This is a genomic window from Leptospira adleri, from assembly GCF_002811985.1.
GTDB lineage: Bacteria > Spirochaetota > Leptospiria > Leptospirales > Leptospiraceae > Leptospira > Leptospira adleri.
In genome coordinates this window covers 1-18,324 of the sequence record NZ_NPDU01000085.1, presented here as the reverse complement: position 1 = coordinate 18,324, position 18,324 = coordinate 1, and the positions used below count along the sequence as shown (strand labels likewise).

Annotated in this window: 14 protein-coding genes, 3 tRNA genes and 1 pseudogene; 13 read left to right on the top strand and 5 right to left on the bottom strand. The window is 42.6% G+C overall.

Translation table 11 applies throughout. From position 1 onward, the window contains the following. Positions 1 to 66 precede the first annotated feature (66 nt). Together CH376_RS20930 and CH376_RS20925 are read left to right on the top strand one after the other, a co-directional pair. Positions 67 to 972: pseudogene (locus CH376_RS20930) on the top strand (protein-PII uridylyltransferase); the annotation flags it as partial. 194 nt (positions 973 to 1,166) lie between these two features. Further along, a complete protein-coding gene (locus tag CH376_RS20925) occupies positions 1,167 to 2,855 on the top strand; it encodes an acyl-CoA dehydrogenase family protein (RefSeq protein ID WP_100787231.1) in 1,689 nt (562 codons plus the stop codon). Between the two features lie 160 nt (positions 2,856 to 3,015). Here the strand turns inward: CH376_RS20925 and CH376_RS20920 are convergent, their stop codons facing one another. Next, entirely contained in the window at positions 3,016 to 4,683 is a 1,668-nt protein-coding gene (locus CH376_RS20920; RefSeq protein ID WP_420843575.1) for an EAL domain-containing protein, read from the bottom strand. 348 nt (positions 4,684 to 5,031) lie between these two features. Between CH376_RS20920 and CH376_RS20915 the strand changes: the two genes are divergently transcribed. Beyond that, positions 5,032 to 5,478 carry a hemerythrin domain-containing protein gene (locus tag CH376_RS20915; RefSeq protein ID WP_125231974.1) on the top strand — a complete coding sequence of 149 codons (447 nt, stop codon included), beginning with the start codon at positions 5,032 to 5,034 and terminating at the stop codon, positions 5,476 to 5,478. Here CH376_RS20915 and CH376_RS20910 read toward each other — a convergent pair. Then, positions 5,475 to 6,341: an MBL fold metallo-hydrolase gene (locus CH376_RS20910; protein ID WP_100787277.1), complete on the bottom strand. Its 867-nt coding sequence runs from the start codon at positions 6,339 to 6,341 to the stop codon at positions 5,475 to 5,477. The two genes, CH376_RS20915 and CH376_RS20910, sit on opposite strands and share 4 nt — an antisense overlap. Positions 6,342 to 6,582: 241 nt before the next feature. Here CH376_RS20910 and CH376_RS20905 point away from each other — a divergent pair, with 241 nt between their 5' ends. Continuing rightward, on the top strand, positions 6,583 to 8,301 hold the full coding sequence (locus CH376_RS20905; protein WP_165781813.1) for a hypothetical protein: 1,719 nt from the start codon (positions 6,583 to 6,585) through the stop codon (positions 8,299 to 8,301). Here the strand turns inward: CH376_RS20905 and CH376_RS20900 are convergent. After that, positions 8,295 to 8,999: a TetR/AcrR family transcriptional regulator gene (locus CH376_RS20900; protein ID WP_100787229.1), complete on the bottom strand. Its 705-nt coding sequence runs from the start codon at positions 8,997 to 8,999 to the stop codon at positions 8,295 to 8,297. The two genes, CH376_RS20905 and CH376_RS20900, sit on opposite strands and share 7 nt — an antisense overlap. A gap of 3 nt (positions 9,000 to 9,002) precedes the next feature. Continuing rightward, positions 9,003 to 12,116: an efflux RND transporter permease subunit gene (locus CH376_RS20895; RefSeq protein ID WP_100787228.1), complete on the bottom strand. Its 3,114-nt coding sequence runs from the start codon at positions 12,114 to 12,116 to the stop codon at positions 9,003 to 9,005. 464 nt (positions 12,117 to 12,580) lie between these two features. Here CH376_RS20895 and sppA point away from each other — a divergent pair, with 464 nt between their 5' ends. From sppA to CH376_RS20855, 7 genes are all read left to right on the top strand, one after another. After that, entirely contained in the window at positions 12,581 to 13,534 is a 954-nt protein-coding gene (gene sppA / locus CH376_RS20885) for a signal peptide peptidase SppA (protein ID WP_100787227.1), read from the top strand. A gap of 7 nt (positions 13,535 to 13,541) precedes the next feature. Further along, a complete protein-coding gene (locus CH376_RS20880; RefSeq protein ID WP_100787226.1) occupies positions 13,542 to 14,141 on the top strand; it encodes a hypothetical protein in 600 nt (199 codons plus the stop codon). Further along, positions 14,138 to 14,887, top strand: a complete 750-nt coding sequence (gene surE, locus CH376_RS20875) for a 5'/3'-nucleotidase SurE (protein ID WP_100787225.1) — start codon at positions 14,138 to 14,140, stop codon at positions 14,885 to 14,887. Before CH376_RS20880 ends, surE begins: the two co-directional genes overlap by 4 nt. After that, positions 14,880 to 15,587 (top strand): tetratricopeptide repeat protein, encoded by a 708-nt coding sequence (locus tag CH376_RS20870; protein WP_100787224.1) that lies wholly within the window; start codon positions 14,880 to 14,882, stop codon positions 15,585 to 15,587. Before surE ends, CH376_RS20870 begins: the two co-directional genes overlap by 8 nt. Positions 15,588 to 15,622: 35 nt before the next feature. Beyond that, positions 15,623 to 15,694, top strand: a tRNA-Pro gene (locus CH376_RS20865). Between the two features lie 17 nt (positions 15,695 to 15,711). Then, positions 15,712 to 15,788: transfer RNA gene (locus tag CH376_RS20860), tRNA-Arg, on the top strand. A 17-nt stretch (positions 15,789 to 15,805) separates the two neighbouring features. After that, positions 15,806 to 15,881 (top strand) — tRNA-His (locus tag CH376_RS20855). A gap of 36 nt (positions 15,882 to 15,917) precedes the next feature. Here the strand turns inward: CH376_RS20855 and CH376_RS24795 are convergent. Then, entirely contained in the window at positions 15,918 to 16,544 is a 627-nt protein-coding gene (locus CH376_RS24795; protein ID WP_100787223.1) for a hypothetical protein, read from the bottom strand. An 89-nt stretch (positions 16,545 to 16,633) separates the two neighbouring features. Here CH376_RS24795 and CH376_RS20845 point away from each other — a divergent pair, with 89 nt between their 5' ends. Further along, positions 16,634 to 17,545 (top strand): TIGR01777 family oxidoreductase, encoded by a 912-nt coding sequence (locus CH376_RS20845; protein WP_100787222.1) that lies wholly within the window; start codon positions 16,634 to 16,636, stop codon positions 17,543 to 17,545. A 96-nt stretch (positions 17,546 to 17,641) separates the two neighbouring features. After that, positions 17,642 to 18,145 carry a DUF1564 family protein gene (locus tag CH376_RS20840; protein ID WP_100788349.1) on the top strand — a complete coding sequence of 168 codons (504 nt, stop codon included), beginning with the start codon at positions 17,642 to 17,644 and terminating at the stop codon, positions 18,143 to 18,145. Positions 18,146 to 18,324 lie beyond the last annotated feature (179 nt).

The following is an 18,324-nucleotide window of genomic DNA, read 5'->3' as shown; positions in this document are numbered from 1 at the left end:
GGGTTCGTAGAATTTTCAAAAATTCCTCGTTTACCTCCGGAGAATATTTGAAGTCGTCGTCCAAAAAATTGGAAGAGCGCGATCTTGAATACTCTTTATCAAAATACGATTCCTTATCTTGTCAGCGATTCAAACGGAAATTTCGGAGAAGTTGGTCCGGATCGAGACGTGAATCTTCAAGATCTAAAAAAATATCTGATGGAGAAGGAAGGATTGGAAGAGGGAATTTCCAACTCCATAGTCCAGTTCGCGAATGAAGTGACTCCTTCCTCTTATTTAAACACTGTCTCTAATCGTAAAATATTAAAGAACTTTAAAGCGATCGGAACTCTCGCGCAGGATTCGACTCAAGGATTGATCTTTGACGCGGAGCAGGACCCCGCCTTCGTTACGATCGACGTGGTCACGGTAAATCAGTCTGGAATTCTTTTGGACCTTTCCTGCGCAGTATCATCCGAAGGTCTGAGTCTTTTGGGAATGAAAAGTTATACTCTCGGAGAATATTGGATCACTTCGGTGCAGGTTACCGATTCAGCGGGAGGCGGTAATTTGCCGCCTGAAAAAATGGACCGTATCGAAGCGAAGCTGAAAGCGATGGCTTCCGGAAATTTAAAAAGGGAAAGTATCGCTTTTCAAAGAGCCGATTGGAATCCTAGAAAGCCGACTCCGGAAAGTATCGTAAACAGATCGGTTATGTTTTATAATTCCGATCTTCCCGACGTTACGATCATGGAAGTGAGAATGCCCGACGGCGTTGGTCTGGTTTACAGAATGCTTCAGATCATTCTTCGTCTGGATTTGAAAGTCAGATATCTGAGAGTATCGACTAGCGCGGATTATGCGTATGATTCTTTTTATCTTCAGACCTCGGACGGAACAAAACTGGAAGATCAAGAACTCTTATCCAAACTCAGAGATCTGATTCTTAACATACAACTTTCGGAACAAATTTTGGATGAAATCACGATCTGAGATAATTCGTCGTTTTCTGGCTCTTCGGGATTCTTAAAATTCTAAAATCAAAACGCGTTAGTTCCTTTCGGATCCGTTTCTTTTTTCGCTCGCGCGCAAACACGGTCGGCGTTATACTTTCCCAAAACGATTCTTTAAAAATACGCTATAAAATCTTTTAGCGATAAGAATTCAGAGAATAAGGAGAGAATACTTTGAATAATCCTACCTTAAATCCGGGACTTGCCCCCTTTGATATTTCCAGTTATAGGGGAAATCGGGGAAAAAATTTTTACGAAGAAGATCGAGTGTTGCAGACCTTGGTCGAAAAGTATTCTCAAGGTTATGACCCTTCTCATAAGAAGGCGATGCAGGATCACCTCTTAGGTTATGGAGCTCTTGTCGGCGGCATTTTGGACGAACTTACCGAAGCTTCTCATAAAGAAGGGAAATACGGCGAAGTGGTCAAATACGATCGCACTGGAAATCGTATCGATCAAATCGTTTATTCCAACGAACAGAAACAATCCAGGAAAATTTCCTACGATTACGGAATCGTAAATTTAAACTATCATTCTTCTTGGAAACATCCTTTTACCGATCTTCATCGTTATGCGCTCGCTTATCTCGCAAATCAGAACGGAGAAGGAGGAGTGACTTGTCCTCTCGCGATGACCGAAGGGATGATCAAAGTTTTGGAAGCGCTGGGAACTCCCGAACAGAAAGCGAAATATTTACCCTTGGTCGCAGGAGAAGGAAGCGAATCTCATTTTATGGCAGGCCAATACGTCACCGAAAGAGTAGGAGGTTCTAACGTTAGCGCAAACCGTACGATCGCAAGAAAGCAGGAGAATGGAAAGTGGATTCTTACCGGTGAAAAATGGTTTTGCTCCAATCCGGGAGATCTTTGGGTAACGACGGCCAGAGTGGAAGACACGAATACGATCGGTCTTTTTCTCGTTCCTCGAATCAAAGACGACGGTACGTTAAACGGACATCATATTCTTCGTAAAAAAGATATTATCGGATCCAGGGGAAAACTCACCGTTGAAATCATTTACGACGGCCTCGAAGCGGAAGCTCTCGGAAGACCCGCGCACGGAATTGCAAATCTTATCAAGTATGTGATCGGAATATCAAGACTTCACGTTTCACTCGCTGCTTCCGGAATTTCGAGAAGGGCTTGGATGGAAGCCTACGAATACGCGAAGTTCAGATCCGCTTACGGAAGTAAAATTTTAGAATTCCCATCCTTGTTAAAACAACTCAGCGATCAGAGATTGAAGCACACTGCGATGTTGACTTCCGTTTTTAGGCACTATCACACGCCTGAAAATCTAAAATTAGCAGGAGAAGTTTTAGCTCCTCTTTTAAAATACAAATGTTCCTCTACATCTACGGAGATTACATACAATTCGATTCTTGTCTTGGGTGGAAACGGAATCGTAGGAGATTTTTCCGCGCTTCCCAGACTCCATAATGATTCCATAATAAACGAAACTTGGGAAGGCACTCATTTATTGTTAAGCGAACATGTCCTAAGAGGTTTTAAAAGAGAAAAAGTCACAAACGCATTCTTCAAATATGTTGAGGATTTGACCGACACGTCGACCGAGGCCGCCGAGACGATCCAATACAAAGCGAAACTTTTGAAAGGGATTCTTGAAAAATCCGGTCCCGAAGAATTGGATCTCAATCGAATTTATATTTCGGACTTGGCTTTTGAAATTTTCGCTTTGGCGGCACTTTCCGACGCGTCCGGCAAAAAAGCGCCGCATCTTCGGAAAGATCTTTCGGATTTCAGAGACGGATATTTGGATCTTGTAAATTCTTCGCAGAGTTTTGCAAAGAATGAAAGTTTTTCGGGCAATCCTGAGAAACTAAAATCGGTGATTCATTATTAGAATGGGTTCGGAAAAGATCCTCTCGTCCAGGCGGATTCTTCCGTGAATCTTAGAAAAGTGCGGAGTTCCCGCACAAATTCGAGTTCACAACAAAATATCGTTCACGATCGGTGAAACTGAATTCAGGAAACTTCTTTGTCGGGCCAAAGATTGGTCCGATTTAAACGGAAAAGATCCTCTCGTTCAAAACCAATTCTTCCGCTTGTAGGATCTCCAACGGATAAGAATAAAAATAACCCTGACCGAAATCGCAATTGAGTTCCTGCAAAAGATTGTGCTGCATCTCGTTTTCCACGCCTTCCACGATGATCGCCTTTCCCATTGCCTGAACCAAATTGACCAGAGAAGTGATGATCGTCCTTGTCGAAGTCTGAAAGTAATTAAAGAGAAAAATTTTATCGAGTTTGATGTAATCGATCGGCAGATGGATCAGTCTTCCCAAGGAGGAATAACCTTTGCCGAAATCGTCGAGTGCGAATTTAAAACCGTAATCCCTCAACGAACCGACGACTTTTCCGATTTGAGTTTCGTAGGAATCGAAGGAATTTTCGATGATCTCGAGAATGATACGATCCGGCCGAATCTTATAATAAGCGCTCGCCTCCTTAAGAAGAGAAACGATATTCTTATCGCCGAGTTGTTTCGGTGAAATGTTAAGCGACAAAGAAACGTTTTTAGATTCCAGGATCGAATTTTCGTAGTAGCGAAACGTTTCCCAGATCATCCATTCTCCGATCGTTTTGATAAAACTTGAATTCTCCGCGATCGTGATAAAACTTCCGGGAAGAAGTTTTCCCTTTTTCGGATGATTCCAGCGGACGAGCGTTTCCATAGAAAAAATTCTATTTTCCCTCATATTTACGATCGGCTGAAAATGAATTTCTAACTCGTTTCGGTTTAACACTTTTCGAAGATCGATTTCAATCTTCGCCTTTTCCGAGGTGGCCGAAATCGCGCTCCGATCATAATAATAATGGGAATTCGGACCGATCAGAAAGGAACGATGCAAGGCTTCTTTTAGAATACGAATCGAGTTCATATCGGTGCCCGAGGCGGTTTCAAAACGCGAATAACCGATGTTTATGTTGAGATGAAATTCCCTTTCACCGTACGAAAAAGGAAAATTAAAAAGAAGAATGATACAATCACAGAACCATTCGGCTTTCGACTCGGAATCGATCTGAGAGGAAGAAAGTAAAAAACAATCTCCTTCGATTTTAAAGATGGAATCGTTTTCGTTGAGGTATTTTTTTAATCTTTCCGCAACCTTCTTAGAAATGGTTTCAAAGTAAGAATTTTCCTCCCGGGAAGCCACCGCGTCGGGATTGGAAAAGGATAAGAAGAAAACAAAATGTTCTTCGAGATCTAGAAAATTTTGAGAAACGAGTTCTTGGAAATGTTTCAGAAAGTATTTTTTATTCGGAAGATTTGTGACCTTGTCAAAATGGCTCGAGTCGAATTCCTTTTTGGGAAGAATCGAGTTTTCAGGTCGAAAACGGATCATGTAAGAATGATCCAGATCGTGAATCGTCAACTGAAGTTTTAGATTTGTTTCGTTTGAGAATGAGGAGAATTCGATATCGTTCTCTTGCAGAATGGAAGTCATACTGAATTCTTTTTCCCAGGTCTTTTTGGCCCTGAGAACGGGAATTAATTTTTCAAAAAGAATCCGGAATTTGGGATACGCCCCATATTTTTGGAACTTAGAATTGGAATAGATCACTTTCCATTCGCGATCCAGAACAACAATGCCTTCGATCGATTGATCGGAAAAATACAATAATGATTTTTGTAAAGACGGAGATATATTCCCCATTTGCGTGTCCATGGTTAGCATTTTATCGTTAAAATACTATAATGAAATACGTACTATAAATCAAAATATTCGCTATTATAACTTTACATTTGTAAAAATTGTCTATTTCCAGAATGGGACACAAAATCGAATTTCGTTTTCGCTTGTAATGCGAAATTATTTTCTTATAAATAAAAAAAACTTTCCTAAAGGCGCTTCTTAAGATCCACTCTCTAATCCGTCGAAAATCCAGCGTTCTCACTTTCGAGATTAGAAGCGGATTCATTCACGATAAAATTGAAAAATTCTTCCCTTAATTTCGCCGCAAGTCGTTTACGAAAATCTCCGGAGAGAAACGTTGGACTTGATTCGAATATTTCTTTGAAACAAGGACGGAACAAAGATTTGGACATCGGATTTTATAAAAATCAGCACGCTGAAATTCTCAATCGATTGAGCGAAATCGAAAATAGATTGGATTTTGAAATTTCCGATAACATAGAAATCCTTTCTCACGAGCTTGCCGGTTTGTCCGCGAGATTGATTCTTCATATAAACATGGAAGAGAACTTGGTTTTTCCTCGTGTGAGGGATTTGATCCCGAGCCGCGGACTTTCTTTTCACGACGAATATGTTAAAAAAGCGACGAATCTTAAAATTGCGTTCAAAGAATACAGCAGCAGATGGTCTCTTCCTTCCGCAATTCTTGAGCGGGAAGCCGAGTTTCGAAAGGAAACCCGATGGCTGATCGTCTCACTCAGAAAACTCGTTAAAAAAGAAGAAACCGAAATCTATTCGGTTCTGGAAAAAGGAACCAAGCCCGTCTAACGTTTTCCCATCCATTCGACACAATCCGCCAACATCGTTTGCATTTGTTCCTGGTTCTTTTTCAAAGGATATCCGTGGCCGGGTAAGATCCGTTCAAAGGAAAAGTTTCCGAGTCTTTTCATCGATTTTTTTTGTTCGGGCCAGGAATACCAGCAAACGTTTCGAAACGCGATCAACCGGTCTCGTTCCGGATCGTAAGCGAGATGGTCTCCCGTAAAAAGAAATTCTTCCCGATACAACAAGACGGCGTGACCTTTCGTATGTCCCGGCGTGGGAATGATTTTTATATCCTCCGCGAGTTCGAAGATCTCGTTTCCCCGAAGTACGATTTCCGCCGATGGAACCGCGCGGACGTCTCCTTCATGAATGATTCTTTCGCATCCGAATGTTTCTCTGAATTTTTCGTGATCGGCGACGTCGTCTTGGTGGGTTAAAAAATGATAACGGATTCCCCCGAGCTTTTTTATCTTTTCCGCAAGGGACGGAACGAATCGAGGTGAATCGATCAATACGTTTCCGTACTCTCTGAGAATCAAATAGGAAAAAGCCCCGTAAGAATCTTTCGAATGATATCCGCAGTAATAGACGTTCCCTTCGATCCGGCTCGGAAAACTTTCTTTCGCTTCCGCGAGATCCATTCTGTCTTCCGTCCCGATCGAGGTCGTCGGACAGGCCAAAAGCGCGCGGAGCGCCGATATTCTTTCCGAATCGGTTTCGGGCTGCTTCCATACAAACGCCGCGCCGTTCTTTTCCGAGAAAGTGGAAGGCGCGATGATCCTGCAGGTTTCGCAATCGATGCAGGAAGAATCCACGTAAAAGTTTCCTTCCCGATTCTCCATTCTCTTCTTTGTCAGATTGGCCATATTCTTTAGACTTCGATTTTGTCCGAGGATCGGATAACGCGTCAACCTAAGTAATGTTCGGGCCTCGCCTCGGGTCTTCTTTCTATTTTACAGCGGGAATACATTTTTCAGGGCTCCGAGTCTTTGTAATCAAAATGAAACATTTCTCTCATCTGATTGTAATGTAAATGAAATATAAAATGAGCCGCAGTTAGAAAGAATACAAGCGGAGAACGGAAGCATTACATTCCGGTATCTATAGATGAAAATGAAAGATAAGAATCGTAAAACAAGGCTCGCATTGTTACAAATCGGATTTCAGATTTTCGGAGCTCTGATCCTCGCACAAGCATCCTTGATGGCTCAAGAAAAGAATCAGCCCGTTACGGACGCGGCGAAAGTTCAGGATAAGAATTCTACGGCGACCACAGCCGATTCTTCCAAACCCCAGGAAAAACCGAAAAAGGAATTTTACGAAGACAACGACAGCGGTTTGATTTATACCAAGCCGGGTCCGAATCGAACCAAAATCGATACCGTCGATCAGAATAACTTTCCGGAACGCAAGGATATGCAGCTTCCGAATCACTTCAGACACAGACCCGAAAATCTGAACGAAGAGAAACTTGTGATCACTGCAAGGACCCAGTTCCGTGGAATCAGCGGAAACAGGGAATCTCCGTTCTCCGGAAATGAAGGTTTTAATACCGTGGATGCGAACTTTCGAAGATTGCGTCTCGGTTTTTTCTATCAAGGCGCGAAGTGGTGGGGATTCGCGACGCAACTTCGTCTGGAAAACGCCCTCAACAGTCAATTCTTAAAAGTCACCAAGGATAAAACTACGGGAGATGTTCAGGACGTTTCCTTAAATGATTCCCGCGGGCTAATTCAAGAGGCGGTCGCTTGGGTGAACATCCCGTTTATGAGCTCGCGATTTACGATCGGTCAGATCAACGTTCCGTTTAACCGCGAATACATTATGAGTTCCGCAAACCTCGTACCTTTGGAAAGATCGATCGTTACGAACGTTCTGCCTCAGTTCGATACGGGGGCGATGATTGCGATTCATCCGTTGGAATTGTTGGATAAGAAATACGTTAGATACCTTTCGATTCACGCATTTATCGGTAACGGTCACGGCGGCGGCGGTGATTACGGTTACGGTCGAAGACAGGACAATACCGCCGCTCGTCAAAATCTTCCGCAACTTTTGGCGCCCGTTTATTACGGACGAGTTCAATACAACGTCTTCGGGGGTTTGATTAAGAACGAAAAGGATATCGGTTGGGTTGAAGGAGATGAAATCTTTCAGAAGGACGCTAAATTATCTTTGGGTGCGGGGCTCGCTCAAACGACTCAATTAAAAACGTCTCAACCTTTACCCGTGGAATTTTTATACAAGGATCAAGTTTCACAAAAATTAGTGATTCAACAGACAACACCTACGAACGGAATCGATCCTACTGGGCTTCGTTCCGATTATCTCGCGGATAGATCGATCACGACTCCGGGAAGACCGAACTTCGGAATCGTAGGCCACACCTATGATCTAACGTTTACTTGGAAGGGTCTTTATCTCAACGGAGCTTGGAGTAAGTTTTCGGGAGCCGCGTCCAATCAAGTTATGGGTTATCACGCGCAGCTCGGTTACAACATTCATCTATGGGATTCTAAATATATCATGCCTGTTGTTAAATTCGATTTTATGAAAGGAGATTGGAATCAGAATCACACGTTCGATCCCGGTGAAGCGTATTATATCTATTGGGCTGGAATCAACTTGTTAGGAGATTACCACCTTTATAAGGTTCAATTGTATTATCAGTATATGCACACGAATTCCGCTAAAAATTATTTCTTCAATACGGCGGACAATAGGGATTCGAAAGCGATCTATCTTCAATTCCAGGCGAACTTCTGGACGGGAACTACTTCTCCGGAGAACGTTTCCGGAGGCGCGATCTATAGACAGGATTATTGATCCGAATTCGAGGCTTTTACAAAAAGAGATTGATCGAAGAGTTTCAGAATCGAGTTGATCTCTACGTCTCCGCTCTTAGAACAAAAAAAAGAATAAGCCTGATTGATGGTAAAACCATCGATCAGGTATCGAAACATAACGTAGATTTCTTCCGTATCAAAATTCGGATTGAGAAGATTCAGTTTTTGAGCGAGTTTGATACCTCTTCTATGGTAACGCTGATAGAGGCGATTGTAGTAATCCGTTTTTTTCTGAAGTTTTTCCTTCGTGAGAATTTCGTTCGTCAGAAATTGGTAACAGACTCGATTGAGTTCTTTTTTTGACTGAATGTCCAAAAGGATCGGCTTTAAATACTGATCTCTGATCGCGATCGAACTCGTACATCTTTGAAAGAGAGATTGTGTGATCTCCAGATCTTTTCGAGCGGCGTAATCGATAAGAATATAGATGAGATCGTCCTTGCTGTCGAAGTGTTCGTAAAACGTACCTTTTGCAAAACCGGCTTGCGCCGTGATGTCTTCCACTCTCGCTTCGTGAAATCCCTTGCTCCCAAAAACGGAAAGAGTCGCTTCTAAAAGTTTCTCCTTGGTCTCGAAAGATTTTTTGGATTCTTTTTTGGAAGGCTGAGAAGAAGAAAACCCGAGAAACGTTTTTTTTCTCGGGCGGATTTTAGATTCTTCTTGAGAGTGAAGTTTCAAGGTTTACTTCTTCTTTGCGTCTTTTTTCGAAAATTTAGAACCGAGTTCGTGAAAGACGGAAAGAGTCACCGGAACATAGAGAAGGCTGCCTAACGTTCCGAATCCGAGTCCCCATCCCAAAGCCAAAGTCATAGGAATCAAAACCGGATCGGAACCACCAAGGCTGTACGCGGTGGGCAGAAGTCCGGCGACGGTCGTTAACGTTGTAAGAAGAATCGGTCTGAATCTTCTTTGACTCGCCTCGATCAGGATTTCATCCATGCTCGCTTTGGATCCTTTTTTGATCGAGTCGATACAATCGACGAGTACGATGGACGCGTTTACGAGAACTCCCGCCAAGCCGATAATTCCTATCATCGCAAGGAAGCTGATCGATTTTCCGGAAAGAGGAAATCCGATCACGATTCCGATGATCCCGAGAGGAATCGTACTTAGGATCAGAATCGGTTTCCAGAAACTTCGGATCGTCAACGCGAGAATTCCGAAAATTCCGAAGATCGCGATGATGCCCGCTTTTCCAAGAGAAGCCATCGACCTCTGAGTATCCTTTTCTTCTCCCCCGAAAGAAATGGAGATGCCGGGATATTGTCTTTCGATCAGAGGTTTGAATTCGTCGGCGACCTTTTGGTTCGCGTCGTGCGCCGTGATTTCGTCTAACTTAACGTCTCCGTTGACGGTGATCGCTCTTTCGAAATCCTTGTGCGCGAGAAGTTCCGGAGATTCTATCAAATCCATTCTGGAAATTTTTGCGAGATGAGTTATGTTTCCGGCTTTGTTGCGCAGAGGAATCGATTTGATTTCGTTCGGATTTTTACGGAAGTCCCGATCATACACGACTCTAAGATAAATTTTCGTTCTTCCCTTTCGGATCGAACCTGCGCGTTCTCCGTCGTAAGCGGCGCGTAACGCGTTCGCTGCGGAAAGTGTCGAAACACCGGTGAAACTTTCGAGCCCTTCGTCCAATTGGATGTACATCTGTTTACGGCCGAAACGATAATCGTCTCGAACCGAAAACACTCCGGGAATGGACTTTAAGAACGTCTGAAGTTCGTTGGAAATCTTCTTTAGAGTTTCGTAATCTCTTCCTTGGATGGAGATCGTAATCGGCGCTCCGATCGGAGGCGCGTTTCCGAATTCCTCCAGGAAAAGATCGCTGATGCCGGGAGTTTTGCGAAGTTCCGGTTCGATGGAGCGAAGAATTTCGGACGCCTTTCTTTCCCGTTTCACTTCCGGAGTGAGATAGATAAGAATCACCGCCAAATTCTCGCCGAATCGAGAAAGAGGATCGTCCGGATCCGTCTGCTGGACTCCGATCTTGGTCGAGTAACTTACCAATTCTTCTTTCGGAATTTTTTGGACGATCGCTTCCATATATTTCATCTTCTCGCGAGTTTGAAAGATTCTGGAAGTCGGAGGGAACTCCGCCTTGATCATGATGATTTCTATGTCTTCCTTGGGAAAAAGAATGAAATCCATCTGAGACATCGCGCCGCAGGATCCGAATACGAGAAGAATTATAAAAGCAAAGGACGCTTTTTTGTGTTTAATGTTAAACGAAACTAGTCTTGAGAAGGAGATTTCAAGAGATTCAAATATGGAATCCATCTTTTGTCTGAACTTACCTTTGACTTTCAGTTGTTCCGGAGTTTTTGCAAACGCGGCGATCCTTGCGGGTAGGAAAAGAAAGGATTCTATCAAACTCGCGGTCAATGCAACGATCACGACTAGAGGAATTTCCCAGATGAATTTTCCCATGATTCCAGTCATAAAGAGCATCGGAAGAAACGCGGTCACGGTTGTGAGATAGGATCCGAAGATCGGCACGATCATCTCCACGGTTCCGCGAAGGGACGCGGTATGAGAATCGTTCTTCTGATCCAAATACGTGTAAATGTTTTCGGAGATGACGATCGAATTGTCCACGAGCATTCCTAGAGAGATGATCAAACCCATCATCGAAATCATGTTAAAGGAAACGTCGAAGAACGGAAGAACCGCAAACGTCATAAGCATCGAAAGCGGAAGAGATAGAGACGTAAGGGTCGCCGTTCTAAAATCTAAAAATAGAAAAAGAATTCCGAAGACGATGATAAAACCGATCAATGCGTTTGAAGAGACGACGCTGAGACGGTTCTTGGTCCTTTTGGCCTCGTCGTTTAGGACGAACGTTTTCATTCCGGAAGGATAAGAAGTCGAAAGAGAGTTCAATCTTTTGTGGACCGTATCCGCAACCTCGATCGCATCGGCTCTTTCCTTTTTAATGACCGATAACACGAGTCCTTGTCTTCCGTTTGCGATCGCCAAGAATCGGGGATACTCGAACGTATCTTCCACTCTTGCGAGGTCTCCCAGTTTTACGGTCGAGAATATTTCGTTCGTTCTCGTGGGGATTTTTCCGATTTCGGAAGGGTCTTTGAATTCTCCGTCGATTCTTAGATCGAACGAATTCTCCGAATCCACGGATCCGGCGGGAAGATTGATGTTTCTATTTCTTACCGTGTTGACTATATCAGATAAATCTAATGAATACTGCTTGAGTTTATTTGCATTTACTAATATTTGCCATTCTCGATCTCTTTTCCCAAAGACGTCTACTCTTGCTACTCCGGGAATTTTTTCCAATTCGAGTTCGATAAATTCGGCGGTTGTGTGGAGTTCGATCTCGTCTTTTCCTCCCGAAATCGAAAATTCAATAATGGGAAAAGATCCCGACTTTCGTTCGGTCATTTTCGGTTTTTCCGTTACTTGTGGCGGGAACTCAGACATGGCGTTGTCTACCGCGCGTCGGATCTCGTTTAAAACTTTCTCCGGATCCTTTTCTTCTAAACTGACTCGGACGTCGATATCGGAGACTGAATTTCTGGAAAAGGAACGGATCTCGTCGATCCCATCGATTTCCTTGAGTCTCTGTTCGATGGGATAAGTAACTCGAAGTTCTACGTCCGCCGGGGAGGCCCCAGGAAACTTAGTAGAAATGACCATCTGTTTCATATCTACATTCGGAAAAGCGTCTCGGCGAAGACCTAAGAGGGAAACGATCCCTGAGAGGAGAATGAAGACCATTCCAAGATACATAAAAAGGCGATTTTTGATAAACGATTCGATAATTGATTTCATATATTCTGACTGACTGGTCAGTTCTCTGAAAGGTTCGTTTTGTAGTCAAACTGGAAATTGCGGGAACTCCACAAAAATTTCGAAGGTTACTCGGAGGACGCAGGAGAATTGAGGATCTCCGGAGAACATTATGTTACAAAATGGCACTGACATCATCTATGAACCCGCATTCGTCCGTGGGAAGGGCCTTACCACGCAGATTTATCTGTGAAATTGCGGGAACTCCCTAAAAAATCTTCGGAAGAGCTCCAGAGTGCGGAGGTTTTGTCGCGAAATGGAAAAATTATGTCACTTTATTACGACTATAAAAACGGAGAGGTTGCGCGTTCGGCCTTGAAAATCAAAGTTCTCTTCCTTCGAAGCGTGAAATTGCGGGAACTCCCCACGCTCCCCATTCTTTTACAGGCGATCCTCGATTCTTATTTCATTTGACACACTCGAAAGGAGAGAATCTGATCTCAAGTGTGGAAAGAAACCGTCTTGCTTTAGCGATTACATTTGTTCTTACAATTTTGTCCGTCCTGATCGGACTCGTAAACATTTCCCTCTCAACGACCGCTTCGAAATATTCTAAAACTTCCGGCGGAACGTTTTTTAGTACGGCCCCGATCGGAGCGGCGCTCATAAAGATTGAGGGAGAGATTCATTCCGGACATTCAACGTTTGAATCCACGGGCGCGGAGAGCATTCTTCAGAAGCTCAGAGATATAGAACAAAATCCGAATATTAAGGGAATCTTAATTGAAATCAATTCTCCGGGAGGAACCGTAGGAGCTTCCCAAGAAATTTATAACGAGCTTATGCGTCTTCGAAAAACGCGAAAGATTGTAGTTTCTATGAAGGACATGGCGGCATCGGGCGGATATTATATCGCGGCTTCCGCGGACAAAATCTTCGCTCTCTCGGGAACGATTACGGGTTCGATCGGAGTCATAGCAATGGCGCCTAACGTTAAAGGACTTCTCGATCGTTACGGTGTGAAGATGAGAGTATATAAAGAAGGGAAATACAAAGATTCCTTGTCGCTCTTTCGAGATTCCACTCCGGAAGAAGATGAGATGATCCAGAAGATGCTCTCCGATACTTACAACGAATTCGTGCAGGACGTAGCGAAAGGAAGAAACCAAACCGTAAAGTCCGTTCAGAATTTGGCGGAAGGAAGAATTTATTCGGGACAGGATGCGTTTCGAAACAAACTTGTGGATGAAATCGGCGGAAGAAAGGAAGCGCTGGAAGAATTATCCAGACTTTGCCAATACGACGGTGAGATTCCCCTTTATGAAGAAGAAGAGTCTCCGTTTGACAGACTTTTTATGATGTTAGGCGCTAAGATGAATTCCTTTTCCGGAGAAAGAATTTTTTTCAAAGAATTTAAGAATTCTCCGGTCCTAATCATTCTTCCTCAAGCGCTAAGGTAAGAATCCTTTGAAAGACCTACTCAATTCAATCATCGAAGTCTTGGAAGCGGTTCTCTACGAGCCGATTCGTTTGGAAGTGGCGCTTTCCAATGTTCCGGAAAAAACTCTGAACCTATTTTCTTGGATGATATTGATTCCGAGTGCGCTCAGTATTTCAGTCGGAGCGACGTATTTATCCCCGCCTTATACGAGCGGTTCCATGGGAATGATCGCACTTGCTTTTCTGGCAAATCTTTCCATGATCTCTACACTGCCGCTGATTCTCGGCGCTGTGATCGATTTTTATGCACAGAAAAAAGAAAGAACGGGTAACGTTCGTTTTTCTCATAACCTCTGCCGTTTTGCGATGTCGGTTTTTGTGTTCTTTACGCCTTTGGCGATTCTTTTGAGAGAAACGGGGCTTACGGGGGGAATCGGTTATTTGCTCATTCTTCTTTTTTTGATCGCCTATTATGTGATCGTCGTTTCGAGAGGAATTCAGTTTATCTACGATCTTAAAACCTCGGACGCTTTTCGATTTTCTCTGACTTCCATTTTGATTTCCGGAATTTTTCCTTTTGTCTTTTACTTCTATATATCCGGATCTATTCTACATTTGATTTTATGAATATATTGATTACGAATGACGACGGAATTGCGTCGTCGGGGATTAAAGCTCTCGAAAAAGTTCTTCAGAGAGAACACAATACGTTCTTGATCGCGCCTCTTCGCGAAAGATCGGCAACTTCGATGGCCCTTTCGATTTACGATTCGATGAGGGTGGAGAGGATCAACGACAATCATTATATCGTCGACGGTTATCCTGCGGATTGTGTGAATATCGGATTACACGGTGATATTTTTCCGAAGATCGATCTCGTTCTTTCCGGTATCAACCGCGGCGTGAATATGGGACACGACGTCCATTATTCCGGAACCGTGGGCGCCGCGAGGCACGGAGCGATTCACAATCGTCTTTCCCTTGCAGTGAGTTCGGGAAATATCAACAGGGATTACGATTATATTAGAGAAGCCAAATTTACCTTGGAATTCATTGAACGTTATGCGTCCTTTCTTAGAAAGGGATCGGTCTATAATATCAACATTCCTTCCGACTTCGTTTCTTCTATGGATAATCTTAGAATTACGAAACTCGGAAAAAGAACTTACGAGGACACGTATTCCAAAAAAAATATCATCGGAGGAATCGCGGATTTTTATCTCGGAGGTTCGGATTTGGGTCATTCCGAAGAGGAAGGATCCGACTTCTCGGCATTCTTTTCGGGATTGATTTCTTTGACGCCATTGTCTCTGGACCAAACGGATTCTTCTCTTTTGAAAGAACTTTCAGAATCCGTAAGTAAGAATGTCTGAAAAAGAAAACAAAAAGAAATCCGCTTCCGCGAAGAAAAGAATTCTTCAGGAAATCAATAAAGAGAATTTTCTTTTTGCCCTGACTTTGATCGACCGGGAGATTTCTTCCGGAAACGAAGATCCGGAATTATATTATAATTTTGCGATATGTTGTGCGAGAACGGATAACTTTAAGAAGTGCATTTCGATCTTGGAAGATCTCTTGGAAAAATTTCCTAGATTCGGAGAAAGAGAAAATTCCATTCTTATGATGATCTATTCTCTGATCCGGAATAAGGATTTTAAAAAGGCTCTGGATAAATGCGACGAAAGGCTTAAACTTCAAGTGGACGACATTCGGATTCTTTCTATGAAAGCGTTTGCTCTGGAAAAATCCGGGAAAATCGGCGAGGCGATAGAGACTCACAAGAGAATTCTGAGACTTCGGCCGGAGTATAAGAATTCTTTAAATTCTCTCGGTTATCTTCTCCTGAACAATCGAGAAACAAGTTCAGAAGAATGGAAATTGGCGGCCGATTGTCTTAAATCCGCCCTCAAAGAAGAACCGGAAAATCCCGCTTATTTGGATTCCTTCGGAATTCTTCTTTCGAAAGCGGGTAAAAAAGAGGAAGCTATGAAGGCTCTGCAGAAGGCTCTTCGGAAAGCTCCGACACATCCGGAGATTCTTACGCACATTGAAAAAGTTGAAGAGTCTTCTTGACACTGCGGGTGTTTTTAAAAACATGGAGTCGGAAACGGGATGTAGCGCAGGGGTAGCGCATCTGCCTTGGGAGCAGAGGGTCGTAGGTTCAAATCCTATCATCCCGATTTTCCAATCCTCCCAAGACTCGGTAGCTCAGTTGGATAGAGCAACTGCCTTCTAAGCAGTGGGTCGGGGGTTCGAATCCCTCTCGGGTCACCAAAGGACAAGTTGAGATGGAGAACGTAGCTCAGTTGGTAGAGCTCCAGTTTGTGGTACTGGCTGTCGCGGGTTCGATCCCCGTCGTTCTCCCCAGTCTTTTGCGGGAACTCCCGCGTTTTTCACACTGAATCAGCCTTCGCTCAGCCAGATATCTTCAAGACAGAGTTTCCCTTTTTTCAGTTGATCGTTCGAGTCTTTTATCCAAGTACCGGAGATCGTCCAGATAAACATTTTTTGCGGGAACTCCTTACTTTCCACCGGTTTATAGTAAGGTTTTATAGGAATTATGAAATATTTTGATTCGGAAAACTTTAAAACTCGTTCTCCTAAAATTTCATCCTTCGGCATTCTTAATTCTTTATCCATATCAATGGATTCTCTCAAGATCAAATCAATCGTAAGATTGCCATTAGTTTCCGGACAAGCTTTTATTTGGAGATACTTCCAACTTGATATTCTTGGTTTACCTTGACTCAGGTGGTGGGTATGCCTCAATTCTAATTGAAAATCTTCTTCTCGAATCGATTCGCGCAATTTCGTCCATGTTGTCGTTGGATCTCTGTCTAAAAGATTTCCGATTCTCGAATTACTTTTTCTAAGATAAGAATTCGTAAAGTCAAAGGCTAAGAATGGTGGTCTTGTTTCAAAAGCTGTAATTTTATCCTTGGTCGAATTAAAAAGAAGGATGTTTCCTGTTATAATTGAGATCGGAAAGATGAACGAGAGTACAAGTAGGATTCTTTTCTGATTAACCACAGGATCAAAGTTGCGGGAACTCCCTTGTTATAGCAATCAGGATTCATGGAATTTAGTACACATTTATCATTAACGCAAAAGGAAAGATTATGAAAATCGGGATTACGGGTGGAACGGGCTTAATAGGGAGAAATCTTGCATTTGCTTTACTAAAAAATGGATTCCAAGTGAGAATATTTACGCGTTCCGCAAATATTCCGACATTCTTTCTGAAGAAACCGAATCTAGAAATTATTAGGTCTGAATTTCCTGAGATAAAAGACATCGAAGGTTTGGATGGAATAATAAATCTAACTGGTGCGCCGATCGCAGGAGTTAGATGGAGCGAAAGAATCAAAGATGAGATTCGTCGTTCCCGTGTTGATTATACTCAAAAGTTAGTTAAGTCAGCTTTGAAAATTGCGGGAACTCCCTTAAAATTTTTCTTCCAGGGTTCGGCAATTGGTTATTATGGTTCTTATACAAATGATTCTCCTGTTTTTTCGGATTCCTCTTCTGGAGGGTTTGATTATTTGGCCAATCTTTGTAAGGAATGGGAGGATGCCTCCACCGAAATATCCAATTTGGGCACTCGCAGAGTGATAATGAGAACAGGAGTAGTTTTAAGTCTTGAGGGAGGCGCTCTGAAAAGCATGCTTCCGCCATTCAGGCTTGGGCTTGGGGGGGCGGCCGGATCTGGAGATCAAATGCTAAGTTGGATTCATCTGAACGATTTAATAGACGCTGTTCTGTATATTATTCGAGATTCAAATCTTTCGGGTGTATTCAATTTGGTTTCTCCAAATCCAGTAAGTAATCTTCTTTTTTCCGAGACCCTTGGGAAAATCTTAAATAGACCGGTTTTTTTTAGAGTTCCCGCAACTCTCTTATACGGATTATTTGGAGAGGGTGCTGATGTAATTCTTAAAGGCCAAAACGTGATTCCTGAGAGACTTCAGAAATCCGGTTTTTTATTTTCTTACCCGACTATAGAAGCCGCACTGCGGGAACTCCTAAGATAATATTTACAGAGTAACATTTTTCAATAAAATCCAAAATAAGAAAATTTTTTTAAGGAAAAACATTCCGCGACTTCTTTCTCAAGAACCGATGTGGGTATGGGAAACTATAAAGAAAGAGACGAAGTGTTATCTGCAGCCTTCGATATGTCGAAAATTACATGTTCCTTCTTAATTCCGGAACTCTTATATAAAAAACTGACATTTAAAGATAAAAAAGGAATAGGTAAGAATTTAGAATATCTACTAAAAAAGTATAAGAACAAAATTCTCAAGAGCAAGAGAATTCATAGAAAAACAGCAACATCACTTTATCAAGAAAAGGGAGGCGGCTTAATCAAATTCAATGTTAGGATTCGGCCCATCTTTTGGGAAGAATTGACTATTCTTTCTCGATCTCATGGGGTCTCGAATTGCTACTTATATCATCTCATTCTAAAATGGGAGACTTTGAGTCAGGATGGAACTGCTCCTGTTCAGAGATTATTTCATTCAAGAATCAACCAGAGGCTTATCTTAGTCTGGATGATAGACTTTAGGAAAGAATATTCTCAGAGAATTGCGCAGCTCTTGAATGAGTTCCCGCCTGACTCATTCAAGTAAGTTGTGTTTTATTTCCAATCAACTAAGAGAGATCAAATTCCCTATTAGAATTTGATCGTTATTCTTTTAACCCAAGAGAATTAATTTTATAGAAACAAGAGAATGATAGTGTCCTTAAAGTTTCGCACAAATGAGAACTTGAGAAGAGCTCTCCTCACACGATCAAGCCATGAGCTTTA

Coding starts and splice junctions, on each gene's coding strand:
- CH376_RS20920 (WP_420843575.1), bottom strand. CDS start 4,683: ATGGACACGCAAATGGGGAATATATCTCCGTCTTTACAAAAATCATTA.
- surE (WP_100787225.1), top strand. CDS start 14,138: ATGAATATATTGATTACGAATGACGACGGAATTGCGTCGTCGGGGATT.
- CH376_RS20905 (WP_165781813.1), top strand. CDS start 6,583: ATGAAAATGAAAGATAAGAATCGTAAAACAAGGCTCGCATTGTTACAA.
- CH376_RS20840 (WP_100788349.1), top strand. CDS start 17,642: ATGGGAAACTATAAAGAAAGAGACGAAGTGTTATCTGCAGCCTTCGAT.
- CH376_RS20910 (WP_100787277.1), bottom strand. CDS start 6,341: ATGGCCAATCTGACAAAGAAGAGAATGGAGAATCGGGAAGGAAACTTT.
- CH376_RS20870 (WP_100787224.1), top strand. CDS start 14,880: ATGTCTGAAAAAGAAAACAAAAAGAAATCCGCTTCCGCGAAGAAAAGA.
- CH376_RS20845 (WP_100787222.1), top strand. CDS start 16,634: ATGAAAATCGGGATTACGGGTGGAACGGGCTTAATAGGGAGAAATCTT.
- CH376_RS20895 (WP_100787228.1), bottom strand. CDS start 12,116: ATGAAATCAATTATCGAATCGTTTATCAAAAATCGCCTTTTTATGTAT.